Origin of the sequence: Cellvibrio sp. ARAG 10.3, from assembly GCF_051846955.1 — a bacterium.
GTDB lineage: Bacteria > Pseudomonadota > Gammaproteobacteria > Pseudomonadales > Cellvibrionaceae > Cellvibrio.
Genome location: NZ_JBPYCU010000013.1, coordinates 18,175 through 42,859 on the forward strand (window position 1 = coordinate 18,175; position 24,685 = coordinate 42,859).

Below are 24,685 nucleotides of genomic sequence, written 5' to 3' on the forward strand. Positions count from 1 at the left end.
TGTAAACCGGCACCCCTTTTCTCAAGCACTCCCGAAGCGGCCTTTCTTTTGCATAGGTATTGCTACGCAAGCTTCGTCGTTATACGGGGAAAGGCCATGAACGCCACAAAGGAAAACCCATGAAGGAATTTTTTCGAACAGTAGTATGGGGCGTCCTGATCTGCATGGCAGTTGCCAACGCCCACGCACAAAACCGTTACTTGATGGGACCGGGTGATGAAATTCGCCTGACCGTTTATAACCAGCCTGATCTCACCACCGAGGGACAAATCAGTGGTGATGGCACCCTGGAAATTCCGTTGCTCGGCAGCGTGCAGCTCGCTGGTCGCAGCAGTGCCGACGCCGCACGGATGATCGCCGATCATTATGTGCGCGGTGATTTCTTACAGGATGCTCACGTCAATATCCTGATCACCAAATACCGCAGCCAGTCCGTGGCGATTCTGGGCAAGGTTAACAATCCCGGCAAACTCGTATTGGAAGGCCCCACGTCACTGACCGATGCCCTGGCCTATGCCGGTGGCGTTGCCGAAACCGGTAGCGAACACCTGATCCTGATCCGCACAGATAAAAACGGCAAACAGGAACGTTATGAATACGACCTGCAACAACTGCTGAATCACGATGCAGAAGACCAGCCGGTGGTGTGGATGAAAAACGGCGACACGATCTACGTTCCGGTGGCCGGCCGCTTTTATCTGAGTGGTGAGGTGCGCTCGCCAGGCATGTACCCACTCGACCGCAAACTTAACGTGATGCAAGCCCTGGGTGTTGGCGGCGGCCCAACCGCACGCGCCAATGCCAAAGCGGTCAAGCTGTATCGTCGGCAGCCTGATGGTTCTACCAAAGAGTTGCGGGCTCAACCCGACCAGCCGGTAGTGGACGGTGATGTGTTGGTTATTCAGGAAAGCCTTTTTTAGGGAGTCAGCAGTATGAACCTGGCAGCACTTTTACGAATCTTGCGCGCGCGATGGTTGACCATCGCCGGTATGACCCTGATCGCGGTGGTGGTGGCCGGTATTGTTACCTTCCAGACGCCTAAATCCTACACCGCAGCGACGGAGTTGATCATTGACGGCAAGGGGCAAGACCCTATCAGTGGCGAGTCCCTGCCGGCGCGGATGCTGTCCGGCTATATTGCCACCCAAGCCGATATCATCCGCAGCCGCAATGTGGCCAACAAGGTGATCGACCAACTCAACCTGATCGAAGAGCCGGCCCTGCAACCCGAATTTCGTGCGGCCAGCACCGAACCCCTGCCCTCGCGCGGCTGGCTGCTCTATTACCTCAAGACCGGGCTGTCGGTTACTCCTCAGCGCGACAGCAGTGTGCTGAGCATTTCCTTCAAAGCCCGCAATCCGGAATTGGCGGCGCGCATCGCCGATGCCTTTGCCCAGGCTTATATCCAGACCAACCTGGAGCTGCGCATTGAGCCGGCCAAACAAATTACCCAATGGTACGACCTGCAACTGGAAGCCCTGCGGGAAAACCTGGTGGATCGGCAAAATGCACTGGCCGCCTATCAGGAAGAACACAACATCATTGCTACCAGTGATCGGCTGGACCTGGAAAGCGCCAAGCTCGCGGAACTCTCCTCCATGCTGCTGGTGGTACAAGGCCAGCGGCTCGATGAGCAAAGCCGCAGCAAACAACTGGATGGCAGCAAACCCGGTGCCCTGCCGGAACATGTGCTGACCAATCCCCAGGTACAAAAGATCTCTGACGAGCTGTCCCAGGCCCAGGCCCGCATGGCCGAGATAGGCTCCCAGGTCGGCAGCAATCACCCCCAGTATCGCCAGGCCCAACGCGAAGTGGCCGCACTGCAAAGCCAATTGCAACGCACACTTAAATTGGTCGGCGGCAGCCTGCGCTCTTCGGTAGAACTCTCACAGAGTCGCGAGGAGCAGTTAAAGGCCGAGGTCGCCGCGCAAAAAGAACATGTGCTGCAACTGAACCGCAACCGCAACCAGCTCACCCTGCTGCGCCAGGAAGTGGATAACGCCCAGGCCGCCTACGACGCCGCCCTGGCGCGCGCCTCACAAACCAAGCTGGAGAGCCGTATCGCCTTGACCGATGTAGCCATCCTCAATACCGCCGCGGTGCCCAGCAAACCCACCGAACCCAAGCCGGCCCTGAACCTGGTGATTGCCACCATGCTCGGCCTGTTGCTTGGCACAGCCGTCGCCCTGTGTTGGGAGTGGATTGACCGGCGGGTCCGCAGCGGTGACGAACTGGAAGCCAGCCTGGGTATCCCCGTGCTGGCTTACATACCTCTGGAACGGAATTGGTCCAAAAGGGAGATCAAGCGATGAACAACCTGGCACAGGCTACCGCTGAAGACCTGCAAGTCCCCAGTACCCGCGTCAAGATGGGCCATATGCTGGTGGATAACGGCAAGATCACCGCCGCCGACCTCAAGGCCATCATCGCCTTGCAAAATGAGCGGGGCATCCGCTTCGGCGAGGCGGCCTTACTCCTTGGGCTGGTCAGCCCGGCAGATATCCGCTCCGTGCTCGCCCGACAGTTTGCCTATACCTCGGTACCCGATGCCGCCAGCCGGCTCGCGCCGTCGCTGACGGCGGTGTTCAAGCCGGACAGCAGCGAGGTGGAGGCCCTGCGCAGCCTGCGTAGTGAACTCATGCTGCGCTACTTCAACACTGCACCAAATCTCAGCCTGGCAGTGGTGGGTGCGGACGAGGCCGACACCATCGCCCGTACCACCGCCAACCTGGCCATTGTCTTTTCCCAGCTCGGGCTGCGCACATTGCTGATCGACAGCAACCTGCGCGAGCCCCAGCTGTACAAATTATTCGGGATCGACAGCCGCCAACCGGGCTTGTCCGACCTGATCGCCGACCGCGCGCGCATCCAGCCCCTGCCGGTCACGACTCTGCAATCTCTCTGGTTATTGCCCGCCGGTACCCAGGCGCCCAATCCCCAGGAACTGCTGTCGGGCCGGAACTACCGGGACTATGTGGGCGAACTGGCCAACCGGTTCGATGTGACCCTGATCAGCACCCCTCCCATGGCACGCAACCGCGATGCCCAGTTAGTGGCAGCCCATGCTGGCGCAGCCTTGTTGATCGCCCGGCAACACAACTCGCGGATGAAAGACCTGGAAAACCTCTGCGCCAGTTTGTGGGGTGTCGGCGTGCGTCTGGTGGGCGTGGCTCTGGGACAATAGGCCCATTACGATAGAGGTCAAGATGGGATTTGCACGCTATCACTCAGCGCCCGGCCTGCTGGCTTCGTCGCCCGCCCTGGACGGTTCGCCCATGAAAGACGCAAGCGCCGAGCAGGTGTTCGAGCGGCGTCTGGTATTGGGAATTCTGGTGGCCGCCGTGTCCTACCAGGCCTTGTTATGCCTGATCAACACCCAGGTCTTTTCCGTCTCCCGCGCCATGGTCGGTCTGGCTGAAGCTGTGATACTGGCGGCCTGTTTGCCGATCCTCATGCGCCGCCTGCTACCCGGTGTCATCGTCATCCTGGCTCTGATGGGCGCCCTGCTCTGCCTGCTGACCCTGCTGAGCGGCGAGATTGAAATCAAAGCCTTCCGCGACTTATTGATCCCGCTGGTCTTCTTCTGGCTCGGCTGCAACATCGGCCGCCCCGAGCTGGCCGACCGCGCCCTGGCCTTTGCATTCAGCGTGGTCGTGGCGATGGGGCTGTTCGAATTTTTCCTGCTCGACCTCTATACCCAGTTTTTCAACATCTTCGGGTACTACGTGAATATCGGGAATCTGCAAGTCATCACCGAATATGTGCGCGACAGTAAATTGCAGATGAACGGCATCCGCCCCGAAGGCATTGGCCGCACGTTATTTCCCGGTTTACTGGGCAGTCATCGGGTGTCTTCGGTGTTCCTCGAACCCGTCTCCCTGGGCAACTTCGCGGCCATTACTGCCGCTTGGGGCCTGAGCCGCGATAAAGCCGAGTGGCGCAAAGGTATTTTCTTTTTTGGTGCCGCGATCGTGTTGATGGTGCTGGCGGATTCGCGCTTCGCGCTGATGTCCGTGTCCCTGATGGTGGCCATGCGGCTGGTGCTCAGCGGCAAGGGCCTGTACCTCGCCATTCTAGCGCCCTTCGGTGCCATCGCTATCGTGATGATAGCTGGCGCTATGATCAATGAACGTATCGGCGACACCTTCCTCGGCCGCCTGGCCATCAGCGGCTGGGCGCTGGCGGAGTTTGATGTGGCAACCCTCCTGGGCGCCGGGCCGGGTGAAAACTTTGCCGATATGGGCTATGCCTACGTGCTCTCCACCTTCAGTTTGCCACTGTGCCTGCTGCTCTGGTTCAGCCTGTGGTTGCTCAATATTCCCGATGAACGCGGGCAACGCTTTCGCGCTTTTGTGTCGGTTTATATCGCGCTGATCCTGTGCGTCAGCGGCACTTCGTTATTTGCCTTCAAGACAGCGGCCATGCTGTGGTTCCTGGTGGGCTGCACCCTGCGCAACCCGGCGCCGGCAAGCCCTTCATCCCAACCGCTAATCAACCGCGTCAATCAATTCCGTGAGCAGGCCTCCCAGGCTCCTCACTCATCAGCCACCCGGAGGAAGGATGTCTATTAACGTCACCCATATTGTTCGCCAGTATTTGCCGTCCATCGGCGGCATGGAAGAAGTGGTGCGTAACATTGCCATGCATCAGGCGCGCTCGGGTCAGCAAAGCACCCGGATCATTACTCTCGACCGGTTGTTCCGCAACACTAGCCAGCGGCTACCCCAGCGCGAGGAGATCGGCGGCGTGGAAGTGGTGCGCCTGCCTTACTACGGCTCCAGTCGCTATCCATTGTGTCCCAGTATCCTCGGGCAGCTGGGCTCCACGGATGTGGTGCATGTCCACGGTGTGGATTTCTTCTACGACTTTCTGGCGGTCACCAAATGGTGGCATCGTCGCCCGCTGGTACTGTCCACCCACGGTGGCTTCTTCCATACCAGCTTTGCCTCCCGCGCCAAACAGGCGTACTTTGAAACCATCACCCGCCTGTCGGCCAAGGCCTACAGCCAGGTGGTAGCCACCAGCGCTAACGATGGCCACCTGTTCAGCCGCATCATGAGCGAGCCGAAATTAAAGGTGATTGAGAATGGCGTGGATGTGGACAAATACCGCGACCAGGCCTCCCCGAGCCTGCAACCGACCCTGATGTATTTCGGGCGCTGGTCCTCGAACAAGGGCCTGCTGGAATCCTTGCACCTGATTGCCCGGCTCAAGGCGCGCGACCCACGCTGGCAGTTGATCATCGCCGGGCGCGAATACGACCACAGCCTGGCCGAGTTGCAAGCGCGGGCGGCTGAACTGGGGGTTAGCCAGCAGGTGCAACTGGTGGCCAATCCCAGTGATGAGGAGATCCGCCGCCTGCTCCAGCAAGCCAGTTACTTTCTTTGTCTGTCGCGCCACGAGGGTTTCGGGATCGCGCCTATCGAAGGGATGAGCGCGGGCCTGACACCGGTGCTGAGTGATATTCCCCCCTTCCAGCGCTTGGCTAAGCGCTCCGGCCTGGGCTTCACTATCAATACCGACAACACATCGTTGGATACCGCCATAGACAGTCTCCTGCAACTTCATGCGGAGGGGCAGGATGCCTATCTTGCGCGGCGGCGCATTGCCATGTCTTTCTCGCGGCAATACGCCTGGCCCAGAGTAGCCGAGCGCTACCTGGAGTTATACGACAAGTTAGGAGGTCGACCGACATGAAATCCCTTATCCATCTTGCTCTCTCCCTGCCGCTGCTGATACTGCTCACGGTATCCGTAGCCCATGCCACCACCTGCCTGAGTGCCGCGCGCCTCACCGGGGTAAATGTTGCCGGCGCGGAATTCAATTCGAAGCGGTTGCCGGGGGTGGTCTTCAAGGATTACACCTACCCCAAGGACTCGGAACTGGCCTATATCGCCACCCAGGGTGCCAATGTTATTCGCCTGCCGTTTCGTTGGGAGCGCTTGCAGCCGGAGGCCAACAAGCCGCTCAATGAGGATGAACTGAAACGGCTGAAGAATACGGTCAATAAAGCCGCCGCCCAACGGCTCTGCGTCATCCTTGATGTACACAATTATGCCGAATATTACGGCGAGTCCTTTGAAGAAAAACCCGCACTGGAAAATGCGTTTGTCGATTTATGGAAACGTATCGCTGCAGAATTTACCGACCCGACCCGAACTATCTTCGGGCTGATGAATGAACCGGCGCATATGCCTGTCGAGCAATGGGCCGACCTGGCCAAGCGCACGGTAAAAGCCTTGCGCGACGCCGATGCGCCCAATCGCATCTTTGTCGGCGGCGGCAGCTGGAGCGGTCTGCACGACTGGTTTAAACCTAAAGGCGAAACCAGCAATGCTGAAGAATTTGCCGACCTGAAAGATCCGCTCAAACGCACCACCCTGGAGGTACATCAGTACGCCGACGAGTGGTACTCCGGCACCAAAACTGATTGCCATCCTGCAGACCATTTTGATCCCAGGTTCGAACGTATCAGTGCCTGGGCGGCAGAACATAACCAACAACTGTTCCTGGGCGAATTTGGTGTGGCGACTACGGAAGAATGCCTGCAAGTGTTGGAGCGCATGCTGTCGCTGATGAAAGGACCGATGTGGAAAGGCTGGACCTACTGGGCCGCAGGCGGCTGGTGGGGTGATTATCCCTTTGCGCTGAACACCAACGCCACCACCCCGTCTTTGCAGTGGAAGCTGCTGAAAGATCATTTTTATATTGAGAATCCACCCAATCCGCCGGAGCCGGTGAATTAATTTTTTGCACGCAATGGGAGCATGCTTATGAATTCGCAAGCCGCTGTTATGGAACAACCGTCCACCGCGACGGATAACTTCCTGGTGCTGTCAGCGCACGACTATCGCTCTCCGCGCAAGGCGAGTATTCATTTCATTACCAATGAACTGGCCAAGCGCGGGCCGACACGATTTTTTTCGCTGCGTTACAGCATGCTCTCGCGCTACACATCTGATCCACGCCTGTCGCTGGACGACCAAGCCAATCGTATTGCCACGCATCAAGGCGTGGAGTGCTACTTATGGAAGACCATGATTCACCCTTTCAATACCCGGCGCAGCTGGTTGCGCCCGGCGGAGAGTGCGATGTACCGCTGGTACAGTCAGGGGCGCAACAATGTGTTGCGTCAGTGGATCAGGGAAGCCACGGTTATCTTGTTGGAAAGCGGGGTGGCACCGGTGTTTTTTGATTTGATTAAACAACTGAATCCGGCAGCAAAGATTTTGTATCGCGCATCGGACTCACTGGAAGCCATCAACGTCGCTGAGTATGTGAACGATGCCTTTGCGCGGGCCGCGAGCGGTATCAACACCATTGCGCTGCCGTCCAAAGCCCTGGCTGAAAGTATTCCCAGTCGCCACAACCTGATCTTTGTGCCCCACGGTATTGATCATTCGGTGGCCGAGCAAGCTGATCCCTCGCCTTATGAAGACGAGGGCCTTCACGCGGTATCCGTGGGCTCCATGTTGTTTGATCCCACGTTTTTTATTCTCGCCTCCCAACGTTTTCCGCAGATTCATTTTCATGTCATCGGCTCGGGTCACCCACGCCACCCGGAGTATGGCGATAACGTGACGGTGTACGGTGAGATGCCATTCGCCCAGACCCTGCGTTACATCAAACATGCGCGTATCGGTATTGCGCCTTACTCAAGTACGAATTTACCGGCTTACTTGCGCGATACCTCCTTGAAATTAATCCAATACGAATTTTTTAAATTGCCGGCCATCTGTCCGAATTTTATTGCAGCGGATTATCCCACGCGCTTCGGTTATGAAATCGGTAATGCCGATTCCATCGAGCAAGCCATCACTCGCGCGCTGAGCCCGGTACAACCACTGAGCACCCGACCGGTGCTGAGTTGGGGCGAAGTCACCGAACGCCTGCTGACCCCGCAATTTTTTCGCGATACGGAGATGACTGCATGAACATGTCGGTAAACCCATCACCGGACACCCTGGCACTGGGCGGATTTCCGTTGCTGCGCACCACAGCCACCGAACTCGCGCAGCAATTACAACGTGCGCTGGAAACCGGTGAAACGCACACCTTGTTTTTTGCCAACACCAACTTCATCGTCAAATGCCAGCCGATGAAAGATGCCATGAACGAACCACGCACCCTGATTGTTAACGACGGCATTGGTGTGGATATTGCCACCTGGCTGGTGCATCGCCGCGGGTTTCCGCAGAACCTCAACGGTACCGATTTTACACCCCAGTATTTACACAGCGTACGCGGCAAAGCGCGGGTATTTTTATTCGGCGGTAAACCCGGTATTGCGCAGCGGGCCGCGCATACCTTGAAACAAGATTTTGATGTGGACGTGGTCGGCACCTGCGACGGTTATGAGCAGGGGCGCGATCCCGAACGGGTGATTACCGCTATCAACGCCGCCAACGCCAATATTGTGCTGGTGGCTATGGGCAACCCCATGCAGGAACAGTGGATTCTTGAGCATCGTCAACACGCCACGGCGACGGTCTTTATCGGCGTCGGTGCGTTACTGGATTTTCTCGCCGGGGATAAACCTCGCGCACCGCGCCTGGTACAACGATTGCGCCTGGAGTGGTTGTATCGTTTGTGCCTTGAACCGGCACGCCTGATGCGTCGGTACACCATTGATATTGCGATATTCCTGACGCTGTGCCTACGTGCCGGCAAACAACAACCTGCCCGCGTACCGCTACAGGATTAAGCATGGAAACCTCTCACGTTTATGCAGATGGTCGCAAGACCCGTAGCGGTGCCACCCCGGCGATGCGCATTCTGGCCTCGCCAGCCTTTTCCAATGAAAGGGTGAATCCTTACAACGCCCTGCTCTATCGCGAGATGCAAAAAGCCGGCGTACCAGTGGATGAATACTCACACAAAAAAGCGCTGTTGGGACGGTATGACATTGTGCACTTTCACTGGCCTGACGGTTATATGAATGAGCGCGGTTTTGTTAAAGCCTGGCAACGGATTATGCTGTTCGTATTGATCATGACAGTGCTCAAACTCAAAGGCACCAGGATCGTATGGACCGCTCACAACGTCGCGCCCCACGATGCCTTTCGTCCGCGTTTGTCCCAGCATTTTATGAACTGGTTTATCCGGCGTTGCGACGGCCTGATCTTTATGAGCGAAGACAGCAAGAACGCATTCTTTAAACAATATCGGGCACCAGACACTATTGAATACGCAATCATTCCTCACGGCCACTATCGCAACTCTTACCCCGCCGCTATTGATCAACAACAAGCCAAGGCCGCCCTCGGATTATTGCCCGACAAAAAAGTGCTGCTGTTTTTTGGCATGATCAAACCTTACAAAAATGTCGCCAATCTTATTCGGGTTTTCAATGAAGCCATGCTCAGCGGCTACACGCTGGTGGTAGCCGGCAGCCCGGAAACGCCGGCATTGGCCAATGACATCAAACATCTGGCCGATGCAAATCCCGATGTCCATCTATTCTTGCGCTTCATTCCGGACAACGAATTGCACACCTACCTGAGTGCAGCGGACATTGTGGTTTTGCCTTATAAAGCGATCTTTAATTCCGGCGCACTCCTCCTGGCTTTATCATTTGATAAACCGGTGATTGCACCGCATATTGGTGCGATGGTGGTGTTACAAAAACAACTGGGCACGCAATGGATTCACAGTTACCGTGATGAATTCCAGGCGCCGACCTTGCAACAGGCGATTGCGCAACTGGAAGCAGCTGAGCGCCCGGCAGTCTGCCCGCTGGATGAATACAATTGGGATCATTTGGCTGATGCGACGGTGAAGTTGTATCAGCGTTTATAAGCGACCCGCTGTGTTATTTTTTTATTTCTTTTTGATCGATAAATCTACATGACATTAAAACAACGTTTGGGCCGCAGTACAGTCTGGATGAGCGCGGCGGCCAGTGGTAACAGCGTCGTCAGCTTTCTGATTTTCATCGTCCTTTCACGCATCCTCGCCCCGGCTGAAATCGGCCTGGTCGCGTTTGCATTGATTGTAGTAGAAGCAGGGAAAATTATCGTCAACGCCGGCTTTCCCCAGGCTATCGTGCAGCGGCAATTATGGGACGATGTCTACGCCTCAACCTGCTTTCACCTCAATATGGTCTTCGCCTTACTGATAAGCGCACTGATTTTCTTTATCGGTGTGCCGCTGGTTGAAGCCTATTATGAACCCGATGCAGGGCCGATTCTGCAAGTCCTGTCGGTGATTTTTTTTATTGAGGGCGCCAAGGCGGTCCACGAAGGAAAATTAAAGCGGGAGTTTGCTTTTCAGGTTATCGCCATTCGCATGGTGGTCGCGGGCTTGCTGTCGGGTGCGGTGGGTATTTATCTGGCGATAAAAGGTTTCGGTGTCTGGGCCCTGGTGTGGCAACAACTGATCAATCACAGTGTTATCACGCTATTTACACTGGTGGCATCGCGCTGGGTACCGCGCCTGGTGTTCTCCAAAGAAGATTGTAAGCAGCTGTTAACATTTTCTTCGCCGCTGATGGCCGCACAACTGATCGGCAATATCAGTTCCAAGATTTTTGAAGTCCTGATAGGCGTAATGATCGGGCCAGCCGCCCTGGGGTTTTTCCGCGTCGGTGGGCGCGCGCTGTTTATCTTGCAAGAGATTGTGCTCAAACCTTTTGAACAGACGGTATTGTCGGCGCTGTCGCGCATTCCCGAGCGCGACCAACAGGCAGCAGGCACGCTGCGGGTGATCAAGATCAGCGCCTACCTGACCTTCCCGATATTTTTTGGCGCAGCGGCCATAGGGCCGGAATTTATTATCTTTGCGTTTGGCGAAAAGTGGGCGCTCAGCGGCCAGGTGATGACAATCCTCGCGCTGGGGACTGCACCACTGGTGATCGGTTTTCAGATCAATGCCGCGCTCACTGCCAGTGGCAACTCGCGCATGGTTATGGCGCTGGCCAGTATTGTCTTTGTGATTAACTGCGGGCTGGGGCTGGCATCGGTGTCATTCGGTTTGATCGCCGCCGCCTACGGTTTTGCAGTGCGAAGTTACCTGACGATATTTTTTAACATGTACTTTTTCCGCAAGGTGTTTGGTGTAGCGATTCTGCGGGTGATTAAATCCGTCGCGGCGTCCTTTTGTGCATCGCTGATCATGTTAGTCAGTGTCGCGGGGCTCAAATTGACAGCCATCAGTGAGCTACCGGTGGCACTGAGTATGATCAGCCTGGCGGCCATCGGCGGCTTGATCTATGCGGTATTGATGATCACCGTATTTCGCGCGGAGACGCGAAATTTCTTTGGCGAAAGCATTGATATGATTCCGCAAAAGATACGGCCCGCCGCTATTAAAGTACGCCAACTGCTGCGGCTCTAAGGTTATCGGCCGCTGAAAATGTCATGGCGAACCCTGCCATTCCCCGCGGCCTGGCAAGCTTGTTAGAGGAAGTTGGCGCGCGCCAGTGTCAATACCTGCGGCAGATATTGTTGAATGTGTTGTTGAAAGGTTTCCTTCTCGTGTAACACGTGCAAAAATTTTTCCGCCACTCTCACCGGATCACTGGCAAGTTCTTTGGGTGTGGACAATAAACCCGACTGCTCAAGCTTGAAGAATTGCAATAATCCTTCGAATTTATCCTGGTAAGCAAAATTAAACGGTGCGGTCCCGCCACTTAACCCGAGGATGGCCGTATGCATCCGCCCGGTCGCCAGCATATCCAATGCTGGCGTGACCGCCCGGACTACACCAGGGCTGATCGGCGGCAGCATAAAAATACGTTCGCGTTCCGCATCGGATAAGCCGGCGGTTGCGTCTTCCAGTAATGTTTGGTCAGGTCGTTTTGAGCGGGTATCGTGGGGAATCAACACCAGCGACAGGGGTTGCCGCAACAGCTGCTGGATAAACACTTTCAACGCGGGCGGAATGCCCGCATCTTTTTCTGCGTGCAGGTAATTCGCATTCACACCGATGACCTGGTCGCCCTTGGCTTTACGTCGCTCGATCCAGTCATGGGCTTGTTGTACCAACAGATGCTCAGGACGCGGCGGCAGTAAAAATGCAAGGTCAGCGACTTGCCGGATGGGTCGTTCGAGCATGGACTCCATGCGCATCCTGGATACAGGATCACGCGCACAAACCGTCACAGAGGCAGGCAGGGTGCGCAGCATCTCACGGGTGGTGCTTTCAGGGTGGGTGTTGTAACTGGCACCGAGTACCGTCGCCGTTTTGCCTAAACGGGCGGCCTCCGCCACCAGAGACAAGCGGGCATTTACCGAGCGCGGATTGTAGGCCCCGTCAATGACATCAGCACCAATAAAATAGCAAGCTTCATAACGCGGCAAGCGTGCTAGCAGTAACGCTTCCTGAATACGGGACTGGCGATAGAAAAAACGTTCGCCGGGAACACGCCGATCAATTTTTTCATCCAGCATCCAGGTTTTGCCGTAGAGCAAATCGACACCAGACACACCGGCATTGCGCAGGAATGTTGCCGATGCGGATATCATCGCCGCATCCCCCAGGCTACCGGGAATGGCGGGTGGAATAATCAAGGCACCTTGCGTCAGGGTTTCCTGTGTTCGCCAGTTGGCCAGTGTACGTCCAATCGCTGCTGATAATGCACCCATAACTGCTCTCCTTAAAGGTTGTCTCCCGATTTTTCTGCATTACTAACGCCGGTACAACGGTTTATTAATTCCACAACTCCAACGGAAATGCATACATCAGGGCGGTATGATCGTAACGGATAGCAGGAGCGCCACCCATCTCCAAACCTTCATCCAATGAATTCGCAAAACTGAATTCCGTTTCAGTTCGCCCGCTGCCAAAGTAGTAATCCTTGTATTTAAATAGATCTTCCGTTTGTGACAAGCGAACATAACGCGCCGGAATACCGAAGGCTTCCGCAATAATTAAACCGTGCAGCGAACTCGCCAGCACAAACTTCGCTTTCAGAATTTTATTGATGACGATATTCCAACCCCATAAAGGTGACACCAGCTTTGGGTGGTTACTGACCAGCGGCAGGTCATGCAAGTTGGGCACGACGACATAATCGTCTTCGGCGGTAGCGGCAAAACGGTTTTTAAAAATGTAAGGTAAAAGCAGTGCCGGATCGCCATAAACGTCCGGCACGACAATGCCGCGCTTGCGCAGGAATTCTGCCGTTAGCGGACCGCGCACTGCGTGCACTTTCAGATCGGTTGCTGTGAATTCTTTTTCAGGGATCTTGCCGTTCCAACCGGAGCCCCATACATTGTCGCCGCTCTGGGCGAAATGCAAGATCGAACCGATAGCCAGCAAGCGCGCCGGATCACGCACCTGGTCATCAAGACTCAAGCCGTGGAACGCCAGCATCTGGCGCGTCACAATATCGGATAATCGATCACCGAAATTAACGCTGCCATTGCTCGGTGACCAGTGAAACAGGTCCACATGCGGATAAGGCAAACGCCCTGCTAACGGCGTCGATGAATGGGTGAGATTTTTGGCCAGTGTGGACAACTTTGCTAACACGTTTCACCTCAATGGAAAAAATAATTCGTGCGTTAAATAATGAATGACCTATCGCTAGTATCGAAAGGATAAACCCAGGATGGCCTGCGATGAGGTGTAGGTGCGATAAGCGAGCGGTGAATCCCGATCAACCCAACGCGTATCCAGACGAATAGAAAAATAGTCAGAAAACTGATACGTCATCTGTAAGGGTGATGCGCTGTATACCTTTTCATCGCGATCCGGGCCGGGGCTGTCGTCCTGATATTTTTGTTGAACGTAATTGACATCCGCACCGACGTTAATCTTGGGCGTCCACTGCCATTGCACACCGGCGAATAAAGTGTGAGTACCTGCCGGAGAATCAGACGTTTCACCCACCGCTGGCTCGCGATAAGAGTAACCGCCATTAAATTCGGTTTTTTCCGTTGCCGCCCAGTTTGCTTCCAGGATCGCGAGCACACCGGTACCATCGTTCACCACACCGTCGCGGTTAAAGTAGGCGAGTGTTGCGGTGAGATTGGTTTTCGCAGAGGTTTCCCAGACCGTTTCCAGTTCCGCCTGCTGATATTCAAAATCCAGATCTTCAAATGGCTCAAGAGTATCCGGATCATCAATCGGCAATCCAATCTCCTGATTCGGATAGGTGCGCTCACCGTACCGAACGCGCAAGAACAGCGTAGACTGAATGCCGGTTTTATAACCCGCTTCGACATAACCTTCTTCTTCATCAAAATCCAGGCCTTCGCGCAAACCATTGGAGTGGGTTTGCTCTGCCTGGCGACCGCCAATACCCAACGTCAAACGGTGGCCGGCGCCATAGCTGATCAGCGCGTGGGCTTCGTCGCGCTTCACGATGTCCTTGTCCTGGAATTCCAGGCGATCCACTGGATATGAATCGCGCATCCATTCCAGACGCGACTTCAAACGATTGCCCCATTGCCCCTGCCAGGTTACCCGCCCTTCGTTGAGCGTGGCATCCAGATCGGGACGGTCGGCGTGATCGTATTGCGACACTTGCCAACGCGCGATAAAACGCTGACGGCTGAGGGTTTTATCCAGCGCGACAAACGCTGAAGATACGGTGATTTGTTCCGAATCTTCCTCGGGTGTGCGCGCATAATTGCTGTCCCACAATTGCCGCACGGAAGCGCCGGCAGAGAACAGATCAGTTTGTGCCGCCGCCGGCATCGCCACCGCTACACATAAAGGTAAAACACGAAAAGCTAATGAATCCCGCATTGAACAATATCCCGATATCAATAGGCGTGTTGACCAACAAAGCCCTTGAATACCGTCATCCACAGGATTCTTAAATCCATCAGCAAGGACCAATTGCGAATGTATTCCAGATCGTAGGCAATGCGGCCGGACATCTTGTCGAGCGTTTCTGTTTCGCCGCGGAAACCATTGATTTGCGCAAGGCCGGTGATGCCAGGTTTTACCTTGTGGCGCAACATATAGCCTTTGATCTGGCTGCGATAAAATTCATTGTGCGACACAGCGTGCGGACGCGGACCGACGAGTGACATACTGCCGGACAACACATTAAAGAGTTGCGGCAATTCATCCAGGGATGTGCGCCGTAAAAATCCGCCGAACGGTGTCACTCGCGGATCCTGCTTGCGCGCCTGTGGCACATCTTCGCCATCTTCGCACACGGTCATCGAACGGAATTTCCACACTTTAATTCGCTCGCCACGCATACCGTAACGGGTTTGTTTGAAGAACACTGGCCCCGGTGACGATAACTTCACACCCAGTGCGATGATCAACATCGGCAGGGCCAATGCGATCATCAAGCCGGTGCCGAGAATGATATCTTCCATACGTTTCGCCCAACCGTTATCCACCATGGGCGAGTCGTAGATGCTCAAGGCCGGGATCCCTTGCAGGCAGGTCAAACGCGAATGCAACAAATCAAAGTTGAACACATCCGGAATCAGATAGGCGGAAACCGTGGTGTCAGCAAGACGTGCAATTAATGAGTGCGTGCGTAATTCAGCGCGCATCGGCAGCGTAATAAACACAATATCAATCTTGCCATCGCGCGCATCGGCATAAAGCTGTTCAAAACCGCCACGAATAGTGGTGTCATTTTCGTTGAGGCGACGCGTCGGATCCTCGGTACCTTGACGATCATCGTAATAGCCGACGACGCGATAACCCATCCACGGCATACCGCGCATGGATTTCGCCACCCGCGAGCCGAGATTATTCGCACCGACAATCGCAACGCGACGCGGCTCGGTGGGTTTTGAGCGCAAACGTGTCAACAGTGCGCGACGCGCCCAGTGCAAACCGATCATGACAGCCGGCGTGGCAACCATCCAGGTGAAGATGGCCTGTAGATTGACATCGCGAAAAATGTAAATCGTCAAGGCCGCCAGGCTGACCGCCAATGCCGTGCCCACCCAGGCACCCATCAACCGATACGCCAGGCTTTCAGTAGAGTGGCCGCGCCACAGGTAATACACTTCATTACCTTCCGCAAAAAAACCAAAGATGATGACCGCACTGATTCCCAACGCGGTGTAGGAATTGGTCCAGGCCAGCTCCATACTGCTGAGCGTCACCCAGAGGATAAACACAATCAAAAAGCTATCCAGCGCACGAAACAGTGCGAGGATTTTTGAATGATGAAGCCGTATAACTGGTGGCTGACTGGATACAACCGGGGCCCCCGAAATACCTGGTATTTGTTGACTACCCATAACTACCTCCATGCGCGTTACTGCTTTAACTTTCCGACTTGCATTTTTCAAGCCAGAGATGGATATGTATGCAAACAGCGTGAGACAAGTCTCGTCGACGGCGGAAAAGGGACCAAAAAAACTGTTCCAAAATACTTTTTCCGCCACCACCGTTTACCGTAGTGATTTCGCTGCAAGTCGTTCGCCCCACTTTAAGGCACTTTTACGACCCTACGCCCACAAAATGAAACCATTCGAATTCAATTTTGTTGTTAGAGTTGTTAACCATAACGTTTAAAACTGCTGACCTGTTTAATGAAACCTCTACTACATTTGACGCGCCAACCTCCACTTGTCATCAGGTTAACCTTTTACATCTCGATACCAATCGCATGTCCTTATCTGGTGTTTAATCACAAACATCTCCTTTGCCAATAAAGCAAACCTTGCGAAGATGGACGCGATGAGCATCAAAAAAACACAGGAAGGACTTCTTATTTTCTTGCGCTTGGCGCCTCAATAAAACGTCAGTATTTTTTACACCGCGCTTACCTGATCGCCAGATCGATTGGTGGAGCCTAGCTTGCATTCACGGCTTAGCGCCTTCTGTTCGCTTCCACTCACTAACGCAAGAGAAAAGTTAATCTGTGAACCAGATGCACAGCGGATTAAAACGCTGAATCATGTCCAACTGATGAATGCGTGACTATTTTTCTTCGACTTTTTTGATGAACGGCTTTAATGCAAATTGCCGTGACGCAAAACAGGATATGCGTCACAATCGCTGGCACCAAAGATTCTTTGTGAGAAAATTTTCGTTCAGGTTTTTAGTTGGCGGGCTATTTCCTGAATGCCTCTATGATCTCCGAGACGCCGAAAGTAAAAAGTCCGGGCTCTTGCAGGTCTGGCATTTTTTTACTGACTGGTTTAAGGTTCGCCTTCGGAAACGAACCGGCTGCGGCAGGTATTGCCAGCACCAGTATCAAGGATTCACCACTCAAGGAAGAATTTATGCGCTATCTCACCCTCTGTTGGCTGGCAGCCTGCCTGCTGATCCCCCTGACATCCCACGCCTGTGAACATCTGCAAGCCAAGGTAGACCGCTACACGCAATTGAAGCGCGCCGGCGGTAGCGCCAAGCAAATGAATCGCTGGCAGGCACAACGCAAAACCTATTCTGAGCGGTATCGCGAATGTCTGCGTGGACAACCGGTTATGCATCGGGCCACCGGAACCGCATCGCGCGAGCGCAGCAAACCCGATACGCAAAAATTGCGCAATGTTGAAAGCGATCATCCGGTCGTGCAGAAATTGTTGGCGACCTGCAATTTCTGGATCAACAGCTACAACCGCCAGCCATCGCCGGAGAATAAAACCTACCGCGATACGGCGTGCCGCGCACTGGACGATGCGCAACGTGATCCGCCCGACCTTGCACATAACACACAGCGTCAACGCTCGCTGCAAGAATGCATTAAGCCCGACAACTTGCTTGACGACGACGTACGCGATTGCATGGCGGGAAAACGCGAGCCTGACTGGCAATAAACGTGGCGTGTCTTTAAAATCCTCGGTCATTTGATGAACGAGCGGACACGATGAGCGATTCACTGCAAACCCTGTTGGATACCCTGCCCCAGATCGGCGCGGTGCGCTGGATAGCAACGCGTCCGGCACGCGGTGCCGCGATGGAAATTCGTGCAGAAGTAGACGCGGTGGCCGGAGCAGGTTTGCGCGGTGATCGCTACGCCAGCCGCAACGGCAAACGGCAGGTCACCTTGATCCAGTGGGAACATCTTGCCGTCATTGGCAGCTTACTCGGCCAGGAGGCCGTTGCTCCGGAATTATTGCGTCGCAACATAGTCGTGGCCGGATTAAATTTACTGGCACTGAAGAATAAACAATTTGTTATTGGCGATGCGCTATTGGAGTACACCGGTTTGTGTCATCCCTGCTCACAAATGGAAACGCGTTTTGGCCCTGGTGGTTACAACGCCGTGCGCGGCCACGGTGGCATCACGGCGCGCGTTATTGAGAGTGGTGTCATTCGTGTGGGTGATAATGTACGCGTGTCAGGCGTTCCACTCATTGACAAAGATCCTCAAGACTTACACCGTTGAGATCGAGCAATTTTTCCACCAGTTTATGCAGTTGTTCCACCTGGGCCTCCAGTTTTTCGATGCGCTCTTCCAATTCCGGTGCAGCGGTTTTTTTCGCACTGCTGCCCATGGCGGCGATGGTCGAAAGGTCGGGTTTGCCACACAACAGGTGCATGTAGCGATCTTCCCGTTGCCCCGCTTGCCGCGGAATCCGCAGAATGATGGGATGCGTCTTTGCGCAGAGTTGATCCAGTTTTTCCTGTAGGTTTTCCGGTGAGGCAAAGTCAAACATGCGTTGCGTGCGCGTTAACAATTCCACCAGGGTTTGCGGGCCGCGCAGTAGTATGACATTCAGGAGTGCCTGGGTGGCTTTATCCAGACCGAGCACGCGTGTCAGGCGTTGGTCGTAGCGATTGGCGCGGGAGCCGTAATCCACTTCGATCAGTTTTCTGTCTTGCATTTGGCTGAGGCAGCGCTGGACTTCGCCGGCTTCCAGGTGGGTGATGGGCTCACGGCTGGTTTTTTGGTTGCAGGCCAACACCAGGCTATTGAGCGTCAAAGGATAAGCATCCGGCGTAGCCAGTTGCTTCTCCATCAGTGCGCCCAGGATGCGCGCTTCCACCTCGTTTAACAGGGGTTCGGTTTGCTCGGTTTCAGTATTGGGGTCGATCTGGCTCATGCATATTCTCCACACTGGCGGGAGGCATAGAGTATGCCTCCCGTGTGAAGATTGCATCCCCTTTTGCGGACGCTGGTTTATTCCATCGTCACCGGGTAATAGTCGTACTCGCAGTAGGGCGAATCGATATCGCAGACTTCCAGAAATAAATAAAGATCTTCAGGAATGGTGTAAAAAAGATAACTGATGTCCACCGGCTCGAGACTGGTATCGCAGGAAAGCGTTAAATCTGCACCGTACTCGCACAACAGACTACCGCCCTGGTCACACCGCAAGCCGGCGCCGCAGCGCTCGTTGTGAATCTCCACGCTGTCGGACAAGCTTGGGCGGTCATTGATCGATACACGCACGCGATAGTCTTCCAGGCTGTTGGCGGCCCAGTAAATTTCAAACAGTCCGTAGTAGAGGTAAGGGTTCAATGCCAGGGGCGCGTTGGAATAGGCGGTGTCTGTGTCATAGCTGTCGAATATGTGGTAGCTGTCCAAAGCCGGCGTGTAGTTATAGGAGGGGTCAGGCGCTGCCGAACTACTGCCGCCGCCACATCCCACAATCACGAGACTCGCCATGATCACCAGACCGAGTGCTAACTTGTTCATAACCTGCACCTCCAAAATAGATCCTGGCGCCAGATTAGGACGTATCAACTGAATGCCACCTGAATTAGCGCCAGTTAACACTTCCTCACATCCCTGGTGCGGGTTATGAAAATAACGGGGACAGGTTAGAATCCGGGTGACCAGGGATAGCCTGATGAAAAAGCAACGGAACCCGCTTTCCTATCAACCTGTTATCTGGAAACCCTCACGATGAAAAAAATACTGTCATTCCTCTTTATTCTGTGGGCATCACACGGCGTGCTGGCCGACTCACCTGCCGCTGAGCTTGAACAACGCATCAATGCCTTGAGTCAAGCCATGATCGATGCCGACACCAAAGCCCTGCTGTCGCTGACAGCCTCCGCCTTGAACTACGGCCACTCCAGCGGGCGGGTGGAAGACCAGAAAACCTTTATCGCTAACCTGGCCAATGGCTCCTCGGATTTTGTCACCATTGACCTGCAGGACCAGACGATCAGCCTGATTAATGATGTCGCTATCGTGCGCCACATCCTGACTGGCGACACCAACGACAGCGGCAAAGCCGGCAGCGTTCGCATCGGTGTCATGATGGTGTGGCAAAAACAACACGGTGAATGGAAACTGCTTGCGCGCCAGGCGTTCAAGTTGTAACAGCGGAACAACAAACAATTAGGTATGTACGCTTTTTTTGACCTATGGTTAACAATACCCGGTGAACCACCGACAGGTGGTTCACCATCCACGTATGAAACCGGGCATGATCAACGGGAGACACAATGAAACTTTACGGCAGCTACACCTCACCTTTCGTGCGCCACTGTCGCATTTTATTATTGGAAAGCGGTTTGCCCTGTGAATTCATTGTGACCGACGGCGTCGCCAGTGCGGCCAGGTCGCCCACCAAGAAAGTGCCTTTTCTGGAAGACGGTGAATTATTCCTGACCGATTCCTGTTCCATTGTGAAGTACCTGCGCGAAAAAAATATGCAGGCATTTTGCTTCACAGCGATTGAATACGATCGCTTCTGTCTAGTGAATACCTTGCTCGAAGCCACAGTAAATTTATTTATGTTGGAGAAAGACGGCATCCTGCCCGCGCAGAGCGCTTATCTGCAACGCCATGTGGCGCGCATCCAATCGGGTCTTGCGACGCTCAATGAGATGCGCTGGCCTTCTGCCGGTCCTTATAATGATGCAGAGTTGCGCTTGCTGTGTTACCTGGACTGGGTGTTATTCCGCAAGCGCTTTACCTTTGACGAGTACCCTAACCTCACCGCCTTTCTCGCCGGTGCACGCGCTTACCAACCGTTTACTCAAACGATTCCGCACGGATAACCTCGCACTGCAGCCCTAGCCGTAAACAATGCGCGGACGACGCAATTGTTTTGCGGCCAGCGGCAAGCAGATGAGCCACAGCACTGCGGCAACCAGCCAAAATTTTACCAGCGCGAAAGGCGCCAGCTCGCCCCCCAGAAATAATTCCTTGATCGCCACCTGCTGGCCCAATACCGGCACCCATAAAAACCAGTCGTAATACACACCGGGATTAAAAATGCTGTACAGGATCGGCACCATCGGCAAAAACACCAGCAGGCCGATGTAGGTCTGTGCGTCCTTGAATGAGCGCGCAAAAACCGCCACCAGCAATTGCAAGGCCACCGCAAAAAAGATCACTGGCAACAAGCAGCAAAATACGTAGACCATATCCAGCACACTGACATCAACCCTCAACCCCAACTGGTTAAACGGTAAAAGATTTAACGCCACCCCCAGCAACGACATGGTAACCAACAGTACCGCAATGGTAATCAGCACTGACGTACACCATTTGCCCAGCATGATGGCCATGGACGTCGTCGGTGTAATGAGCAGCGATTCCAGCGAACGGCGTTCGCGTTCACCGGCGGTCATATCGGCAGAAAATCCCACGCTGCCTATAAACGCGCTGAGTAATAACAACATGGGCAAACTGCCGAGGATATACACACCCATCTTCTGATCGCTGGCCACATTGCTTTCGCGCAGGTTAACCGTGTTGCGCAACTCGGGCGATACGCCGCGCGCCATTAATTGCAGGCTCCCGGTTTTTGCACTCCAGGCGTGAATCTGGCCACGCACAAAACCCACACCGGAATGCACCTTGGGATTCGCCGCGTCATAAACCAGCCATAAAGTTGCCGGTTTTCCCTGTGCGCGCTCTTCCTGCGCCGAGGGTGGAATGATGAGCACAGAATCCAGGGTTTTATCTTTTACTTGCTGGTAGGCATCGCCGGTTACCGGTTTAAGTTCAGCGCCGCGCTCGGTCAGCCATTGGGTTAACTCCGGTAAATATTCCCCACCGGAAATAGCGACGGGCACATTCAACAAGCCATCCTGTTGATGATCTTTTTGCATGTTGATGGCAAACAACACACCCGCGGCAAACATGCCGACGAAATACAGCGCGGGCAAAAATGCCAGGCGCATGGTGCGTTTATCGCGCACGGCATCTTTAATTTCTTTACGCAGGACAATGGCAGCAGAGCGCCAGAATAATTTATTCAACATGGGCAACTTCCTGTGCAGACAATTCCGATAAATAAATAAAGGCTTCCTCCAGTGACGCTGTTTGGGTCTGTTCGATGACCGCCGCTACCGTACCATCAGCCACGATGCGGCCCTGGGCAATGATAATAATGCGATCACACAAGCCGGTCACTTCATGCATTAAATGGCTGGAGAACAACACGCAGCGCCCCTGGTCGCGCAGCGCATATAACATGCGCCGCACGGCGCGCGTGGTAATAACATCCAGGCCGTTGGTGGGTTCATCGAGCATGATGTGTTGCGGTTGATGGACAATGGCGCGCGCCAGGGCTGTCTTCATGCGCTCACCCAACGAAAAACCTTCCGCGCGACGATCAGCAATATTGTGCATGCCGAGCAGCTCAATTAATGCCTCGCAATGCGCGGTCAAGTCCGACGGTGACAAATGGTGCAGCTCGCCAAAGTAACGAATGTTTTCGCGCGCTGTCAGTCGTTTGTATAAACCGGTGTCGTCCGGCAGAACACCCAGGCGTTGTCGCGCAAGACCCGGCTCCCGCGACACGTCGATGCCGTCCACCAGAACGCGGCCGGCGTTGGGTTGCAGCAAGCCATAAATCAAACGCATCAGCGTTGTCTTACCCGCGCCATTGACGCCGAGCAAGCCGGTAATTTCGCCATCATTCAGGGTGAAGTTGACGTCTTTCAGGGCGTTGATTGTTCCAAATTGTTTACTGATATGTTCGATCTGAATCATGGTGCTGACTCCCCTGATGCATCACTGTTCACGTCCGTGTCCGGGTCAAAAGCAAGATAAGGTGCAAGTGGCTGGATGTGCTGAACACAGGCGGCATCCAGCGTTGTTCCATCAGCGCGCTGGATAAATTGCGCAATCAGTTGTGCAACACAGCCGTCGTGGGTAATGGAATGATGGCCGCCGGGCGCAATCAAATGGCGCGCCTGTGACAGATGCTCGCCGGCCTGCTCGGCCCAGCGCGGCGGCGTAACCGGGTCGCGCCGGCCGGACAACATCAAGGTAGGCACAGCGCTTTCCACCGGTGCGAAATAATCCTCGTTTAATGGATAACGCGGCCAGATCTCACAAACATCAGCAAACGCGGTAGCCAGATTGGCCGATAAAAAATCCACCGAGGCGTCAGTGCGCATCTGGTATTGCGGATAATCTTCGTTACACAACACCGAGAAATGCATACCGTAACTGATACCTATCAATTCCGTTTGCTCGCCCGCCATAGCAATCAGCGATGCCAACAAATCATAATCACCCTGGTGCGCATTCGTAATCGCCAGGGGCACGAGTGTAGACAAATCGCGCGTATATAACGCCATGCGAATCATGGAAGCAAAGATCTGGTGATTCATCGACAAGGTAAGCGGCACCTGGGTGCGCGGGTGAGCAATCGTGACGTCCACCGGCTGGGCAGCCAATCGCTGCGCAATGGCTTGTGCGTTCTGCAAGATATTGCCGTAAGCGTTTACGCAGTCTTCCATCGCCGTGCATTGTTCGCTCAACAAGCGCAAGGACGCGAGCGCATCTTCTCCACCATGCCAGGGCAAGGCAATCGTTACCGGCGCCACACCATCCAGGATACTGCTGCGCGTCGCTTCCGGATAACGGCGCATATACGCCAGGGCGACGCGCGTGCCGTAGGAAACGCCCCACAGATTAATGCGTTCATAACCCAATGCCTGTCGCACCGTGTCAAGATCCTGTACGGCGTAAGGCGTGGTGTAAAACTGTAATTGCTCGCCCAGATTTTCTGCACAATCCTGCACTGTTGCTTTCAGGCGTTGTTGCTGCTCAAGCAGCGATAACTGGTAATGCACATCGTCAAACGACGGGCATTCCAATGGGTTGGATTTTCCCGTTCCGCGTTGATCGACAAAAATAATATCGCGATTTTTTCTCACCTCATTGAAGGTGTAGAAAATATGTTCCGCAATACCCACTGCTGACTGGCCGGGACCGCCAGCAATGATAAACAGTGGATCAGGTTGCGGCGTGGGATTAATCGCGGGTAACCGCAGGATATTCAAGCCGATCTCGCGGCTGTTTGCATCCGCAGGATTTTCTTTTACGTGCAAGACACCACACTGTGCATTTTGCACAATCGGCGGTTTTCCGGCTTCCGAAAAATCCGGGCATGCATTCAGCAACGCTTGCGTTACCGGTGTCTGTTCGGTTGACTGATTATGGCAACTCGCCAACAGGATGCCCAAAAGGGCGGCAGGTATTATTCGCATAAACCTTCCTTGTGTTTTGATGATGATTTTAAAAGTTGTTTGTTTAACGCATCCAATAGCATGTGGTCAGATACCTCCAATTGTCGCGCCGCTAAAATGAGTTGTTCCAGTTGCGGTGCAAGACGTTCGATACGCTTACTGATGGTCTCTCGGGTTTTCAGCGCCGCAACCTGCATAGGTTTACCCTGCTGCCGTACCAACAAACCGTCGCGCTGCAATACCCCATAAGCCTTGGAGATGGTCATGGGATTTACCGAGTGCGTGACGGCAAGATCACGCACCGATGGCAAGGCATCGCCTTTTTGCAACTGTCCACTGGCGATCATGCGCTTGATCTGTTCGACCAGTTGTCGATAAATCGGAATGTCGGATTGCAGATCAAGGATGAACATGATGG

At 54.3% G+C, this 24,685-nt stretch carries 24 protein-coding genes; 14 read left to right on the forward strand and 10 right to left on the reverse strand.

Annotation, left to right across the window (positions count from 1 at the left end; genetic code table 11):
• The first annotated feature begins 119 nt into the window (after positions 1-119).
• Genes ACSV5M_RS15600 through ACSV5M_RS15645 form a run of 10 tightly spaced genes read left to right on the forward strand, consistent with a single transcriptional unit; the run spans position 120 to position 11,334 of the window.
• The gene (locus tag ACSV5M_RS15600) at positions 120-920 is read left to right on the forward strand and encodes an SLBB domain-containing protein (RefSeq protein ID WP_439177198.1); all 801 of its coding nucleotides are present in this window, start codon (positions 120-122) and stop codon (positions 918-920) included.
• 12 nt (positions 921-932) lie between these two features.
• Positions 933-2,312 carry a chain length determinant protein EpsF gene (gene epsF / locus ACSV5M_RS15605; protein WP_439177200.1) on the forward strand — a complete coding sequence of 460 codons (1,380 nt, stop codon included), beginning with the start codon at positions 933-935 and terminating at the stop codon, positions 2,310-2,312.
• A complete protein-coding gene (locus tag ACSV5M_RS15610) occupies positions 2,285-3,184 on the forward strand; it encodes a chain-length determining protein (protein WP_439177202.1) in 900 nt (299 codons plus the stop codon). Before epsF ends, ACSV5M_RS15610 begins: the two co-directional genes overlap by 28 nt.
• A gap of 22 nt (positions 3,185-3,206) precedes the next feature.
• Positions 3,207-4,571 (forward strand): polysaccharide biosynthesis protein GumE, encoded by a 1,365-nt coding sequence (locus tag ACSV5M_RS15615; protein ID WP_439177204.1) that lies wholly within the window; start codon positions 3,207-3,209, stop codon positions 4,569-4,571.
• Entirely contained in the window at positions 4,561-5,697 is a 1,137-nt protein-coding gene (locus ACSV5M_RS15620; protein ID WP_439177206.1) for a glycosyltransferase family 4 protein, read from the forward strand. Before ACSV5M_RS15615 ends, ACSV5M_RS15620 begins: the two co-directional genes overlap by 11 nt.
• Complete coding sequence (locus tag ACSV5M_RS15625) at positions 5,694-6,746, forward strand: glycoside hydrolase family 5 protein (RefSeq protein ID WP_439177208.1); 1,053 nt, start codon at positions 5,694-5,696, stop codon at positions 6,744-6,746. The genes ACSV5M_RS15620 and ACSV5M_RS15625 overlap by 4 nt, the downstream gene beginning before the upstream one ends.
• A 27-nt stretch (positions 6,747-6,773) precedes the next feature.
• Positions 6,774-7,934: a GumK N-terminal domain-containing glycosyltransferase gene (locus ACSV5M_RS15630; protein ID WP_439177210.1), complete on the forward strand. Its 1,161-nt coding sequence runs from the start codon at positions 6,774-6,776 to the stop codon at positions 7,932-7,934.
• On the forward strand, positions 7,931-8,704 hold the full coding sequence (locus ACSV5M_RS15635; RefSeq protein WP_439177212.1) for a WecB/TagA/CpsF family glycosyltransferase: 774 nt from the start codon (positions 7,931-7,933) through the stop codon (positions 8,702-8,704). The genes ACSV5M_RS15630 and ACSV5M_RS15635 overlap by 4 nt, the downstream gene beginning before the upstream one ends.
• 2 nt (positions 8,705-8,706) lie before the next feature.
• The gene (locus tag ACSV5M_RS15640) at positions 8,707-9,798 is read left to right on the forward strand and encodes a glycosyltransferase (protein ID WP_439177213.1); all 1,092 of its coding nucleotides are present in this window, start codon (positions 8,707-8,709) and stop codon (positions 9,796-9,798) included.
• Between the two features lie 48 nt (positions 9,799-9,846).
• A complete protein-coding gene (locus tag ACSV5M_RS15645) occupies positions 9,847-11,334 on the forward strand; it encodes a lipopolysaccharide biosynthesis protein (protein WP_439177215.1) in 1,488 nt (495 codons plus the stop codon).
• Between the two features lie 62 nt (positions 11,335-11,396).
• Here ACSV5M_RS15645 and ACSV5M_RS15650 read toward each other — a convergent pair whose 3' ends face one another.
• The 4 genes from ACSV5M_RS15650 to ACSV5M_RS15665 form a co-directional block, all read right to left on the reverse strand.
• Positions 11,397-12,584 carry a polysaccharide pyruvyl transferase family protein gene (locus tag ACSV5M_RS15650; protein ID WP_439177216.1) on the reverse strand — a complete coding sequence of 396 codons (1,188 nt, stop codon included), beginning with the start codon at positions 12,582-12,584 and terminating at the stop codon, positions 11,397-11,399.
• Between the two features lie 64 nt (positions 12,585-12,648).
• Positions 12,649-13,473 carry a polysaccharide pyruvyl transferase family protein gene (locus ACSV5M_RS15655; RefSeq protein WP_439177218.1) on the reverse strand — a complete coding sequence of 275 codons (825 nt, stop codon included), beginning with the start codon at positions 13,471-13,473 and terminating at the stop codon, positions 12,649-12,651.
• 54 nt (positions 13,474-13,527) lie between these two features.
• The gene (locus ACSV5M_RS15660; RefSeq protein WP_439177219.1) at positions 13,528-14,694 is read right to left on the reverse strand and encodes an outer membrane beta-barrel protein; all 1,167 of its coding nucleotides are present in this window, start codon (positions 14,692-14,694) and stop codon (positions 13,528-13,530) included.
• A gap of 17 nt (positions 14,695-14,711) precedes the next feature.
• Complete coding sequence (locus ACSV5M_RS15665) at positions 14,712-16,166, reverse strand: undecaprenyl-phosphate glucose phosphotransferase (RefSeq protein ID WP_439177220.1); 1,455 nt, start codon at positions 16,164-16,166, stop codon at positions 14,712-14,714.
• Positions 16,167-17,156: 990 nt separating this feature from the next.
• Here ACSV5M_RS15665 and ACSV5M_RS15670 point away from each other — a divergent pair.
• On the forward strand, positions 17,157-17,693 hold the full coding sequence (locus ACSV5M_RS15670; RefSeq protein WP_439177222.1) for a hypothetical protein: 537 nt from the start codon (positions 17,157-17,159) through the stop codon (positions 17,691-17,693).
• Positions 17,694-17,743: 50 nt separating this feature from the next.
• Complete coding sequence (locus ACSV5M_RS15675) at positions 17,744-18,265, forward strand: MOSC domain-containing protein (protein ID WP_439177224.1); 522 nt, start codon at positions 17,744-17,746, stop codon at positions 18,263-18,265.
• On the opposite strand, the gene ACSV5M_RS15680 is transcribed toward ACSV5M_RS15675, so the two are convergent.
• Both ACSV5M_RS15680 and ACSV5M_RS15685 read right to left on the reverse strand, forming a co-directional pair.
• Positions 18,231-18,923 carry a YceH family protein gene (locus tag ACSV5M_RS15680; RefSeq protein ID WP_439177226.1) on the reverse strand — a complete coding sequence of 231 codons (693 nt, stop codon included), beginning with the start codon at positions 18,921-18,923 and terminating at the stop codon, positions 18,231-18,233. The genes ACSV5M_RS15675 and ACSV5M_RS15680 overlap by 35 nt on opposite strands.
• A 77-nt stretch (positions 18,924-19,000) precedes the next feature.
• Positions 19,001-19,519: a hypothetical protein gene (locus tag ACSV5M_RS15685; RefSeq protein WP_439177228.1), complete on the reverse strand. Its 519-nt coding sequence runs from the start codon at positions 19,517-19,519 to the stop codon at positions 19,001-19,003.
• Between the two features lie 210 nt (positions 19,520-19,729).
• Here ACSV5M_RS15685 and ACSV5M_RS15690 point away from each other — a divergent pair, with 210 nt between their 5' ends.
• Positions 19,730-20,152 (forward strand): nuclear transport factor 2 family protein, encoded by a 423-nt coding sequence (locus tag ACSV5M_RS15690; RefSeq protein ID WP_439177230.1) that lies wholly within the window; start codon positions 19,730-19,732, stop codon positions 20,150-20,152.
• A gap of 125 nt (positions 20,153-20,277) precedes the next feature.
• On the forward strand, positions 20,278-20,835 hold the full coding sequence (locus ACSV5M_RS15695; RefSeq protein ID WP_439177232.1) for a glutathione S-transferase family protein: 558 nt from the start codon (positions 20,278-20,280) through the stop codon (positions 20,833-20,835).
• Between the two features lie 15 nt (positions 20,836-20,850).
• Here the strand turns inward: ACSV5M_RS15695 and ACSV5M_RS15700 are convergent, their stop codons facing one another.
• The 4 genes from ACSV5M_RS15700 to ACSV5M_RS15715 are packed head-to-tail and all read right to left on the reverse strand — an operon-like array spanning position 20,851 to position 24,680.
• Positions 20,851-22,047, reverse strand: a complete 1,197-nt coding sequence (locus ACSV5M_RS15700) for an ABC transporter permease (RefSeq protein ID WP_439177234.1) — start codon at positions 22,045-22,047, stop codon at positions 20,851-20,853.
• On the reverse strand, positions 22,037-22,780 hold the full coding sequence (locus ACSV5M_RS15705) for an ABC transporter ATP-binding protein (RefSeq protein WP_439177235.1): 744 nt from the start codon (positions 22,778-22,780) through the stop codon (positions 22,037-22,039). Before ACSV5M_RS15705 ends, ACSV5M_RS15700 begins: the two co-directional genes overlap by 11 nt.
• Complete coding sequence (locus ACSV5M_RS15710; RefSeq protein WP_439177237.1) at positions 22,777-24,288, reverse strand: alpha/beta fold hydrolase; 1,512 nt, start codon at positions 24,286-24,288, stop codon at positions 22,777-22,779. The genes ACSV5M_RS15705 and ACSV5M_RS15710 overlap by 4 nt, the downstream gene beginning before the upstream one ends.
• The gene (locus ACSV5M_RS15715) at positions 24,279-24,680 is read right to left on the reverse strand and encodes a GntR family transcriptional regulator (protein WP_439177239.1); all 402 of its coding nucleotides are present in this window, start codon (positions 24,678-24,680) and stop codon (positions 24,279-24,281) included. The genes ACSV5M_RS15710 and ACSV5M_RS15715 overlap by 10 nt, the downstream gene beginning before the upstream one ends.
• Positions 24,681-24,685: the final 5 nt, after the last annotated feature.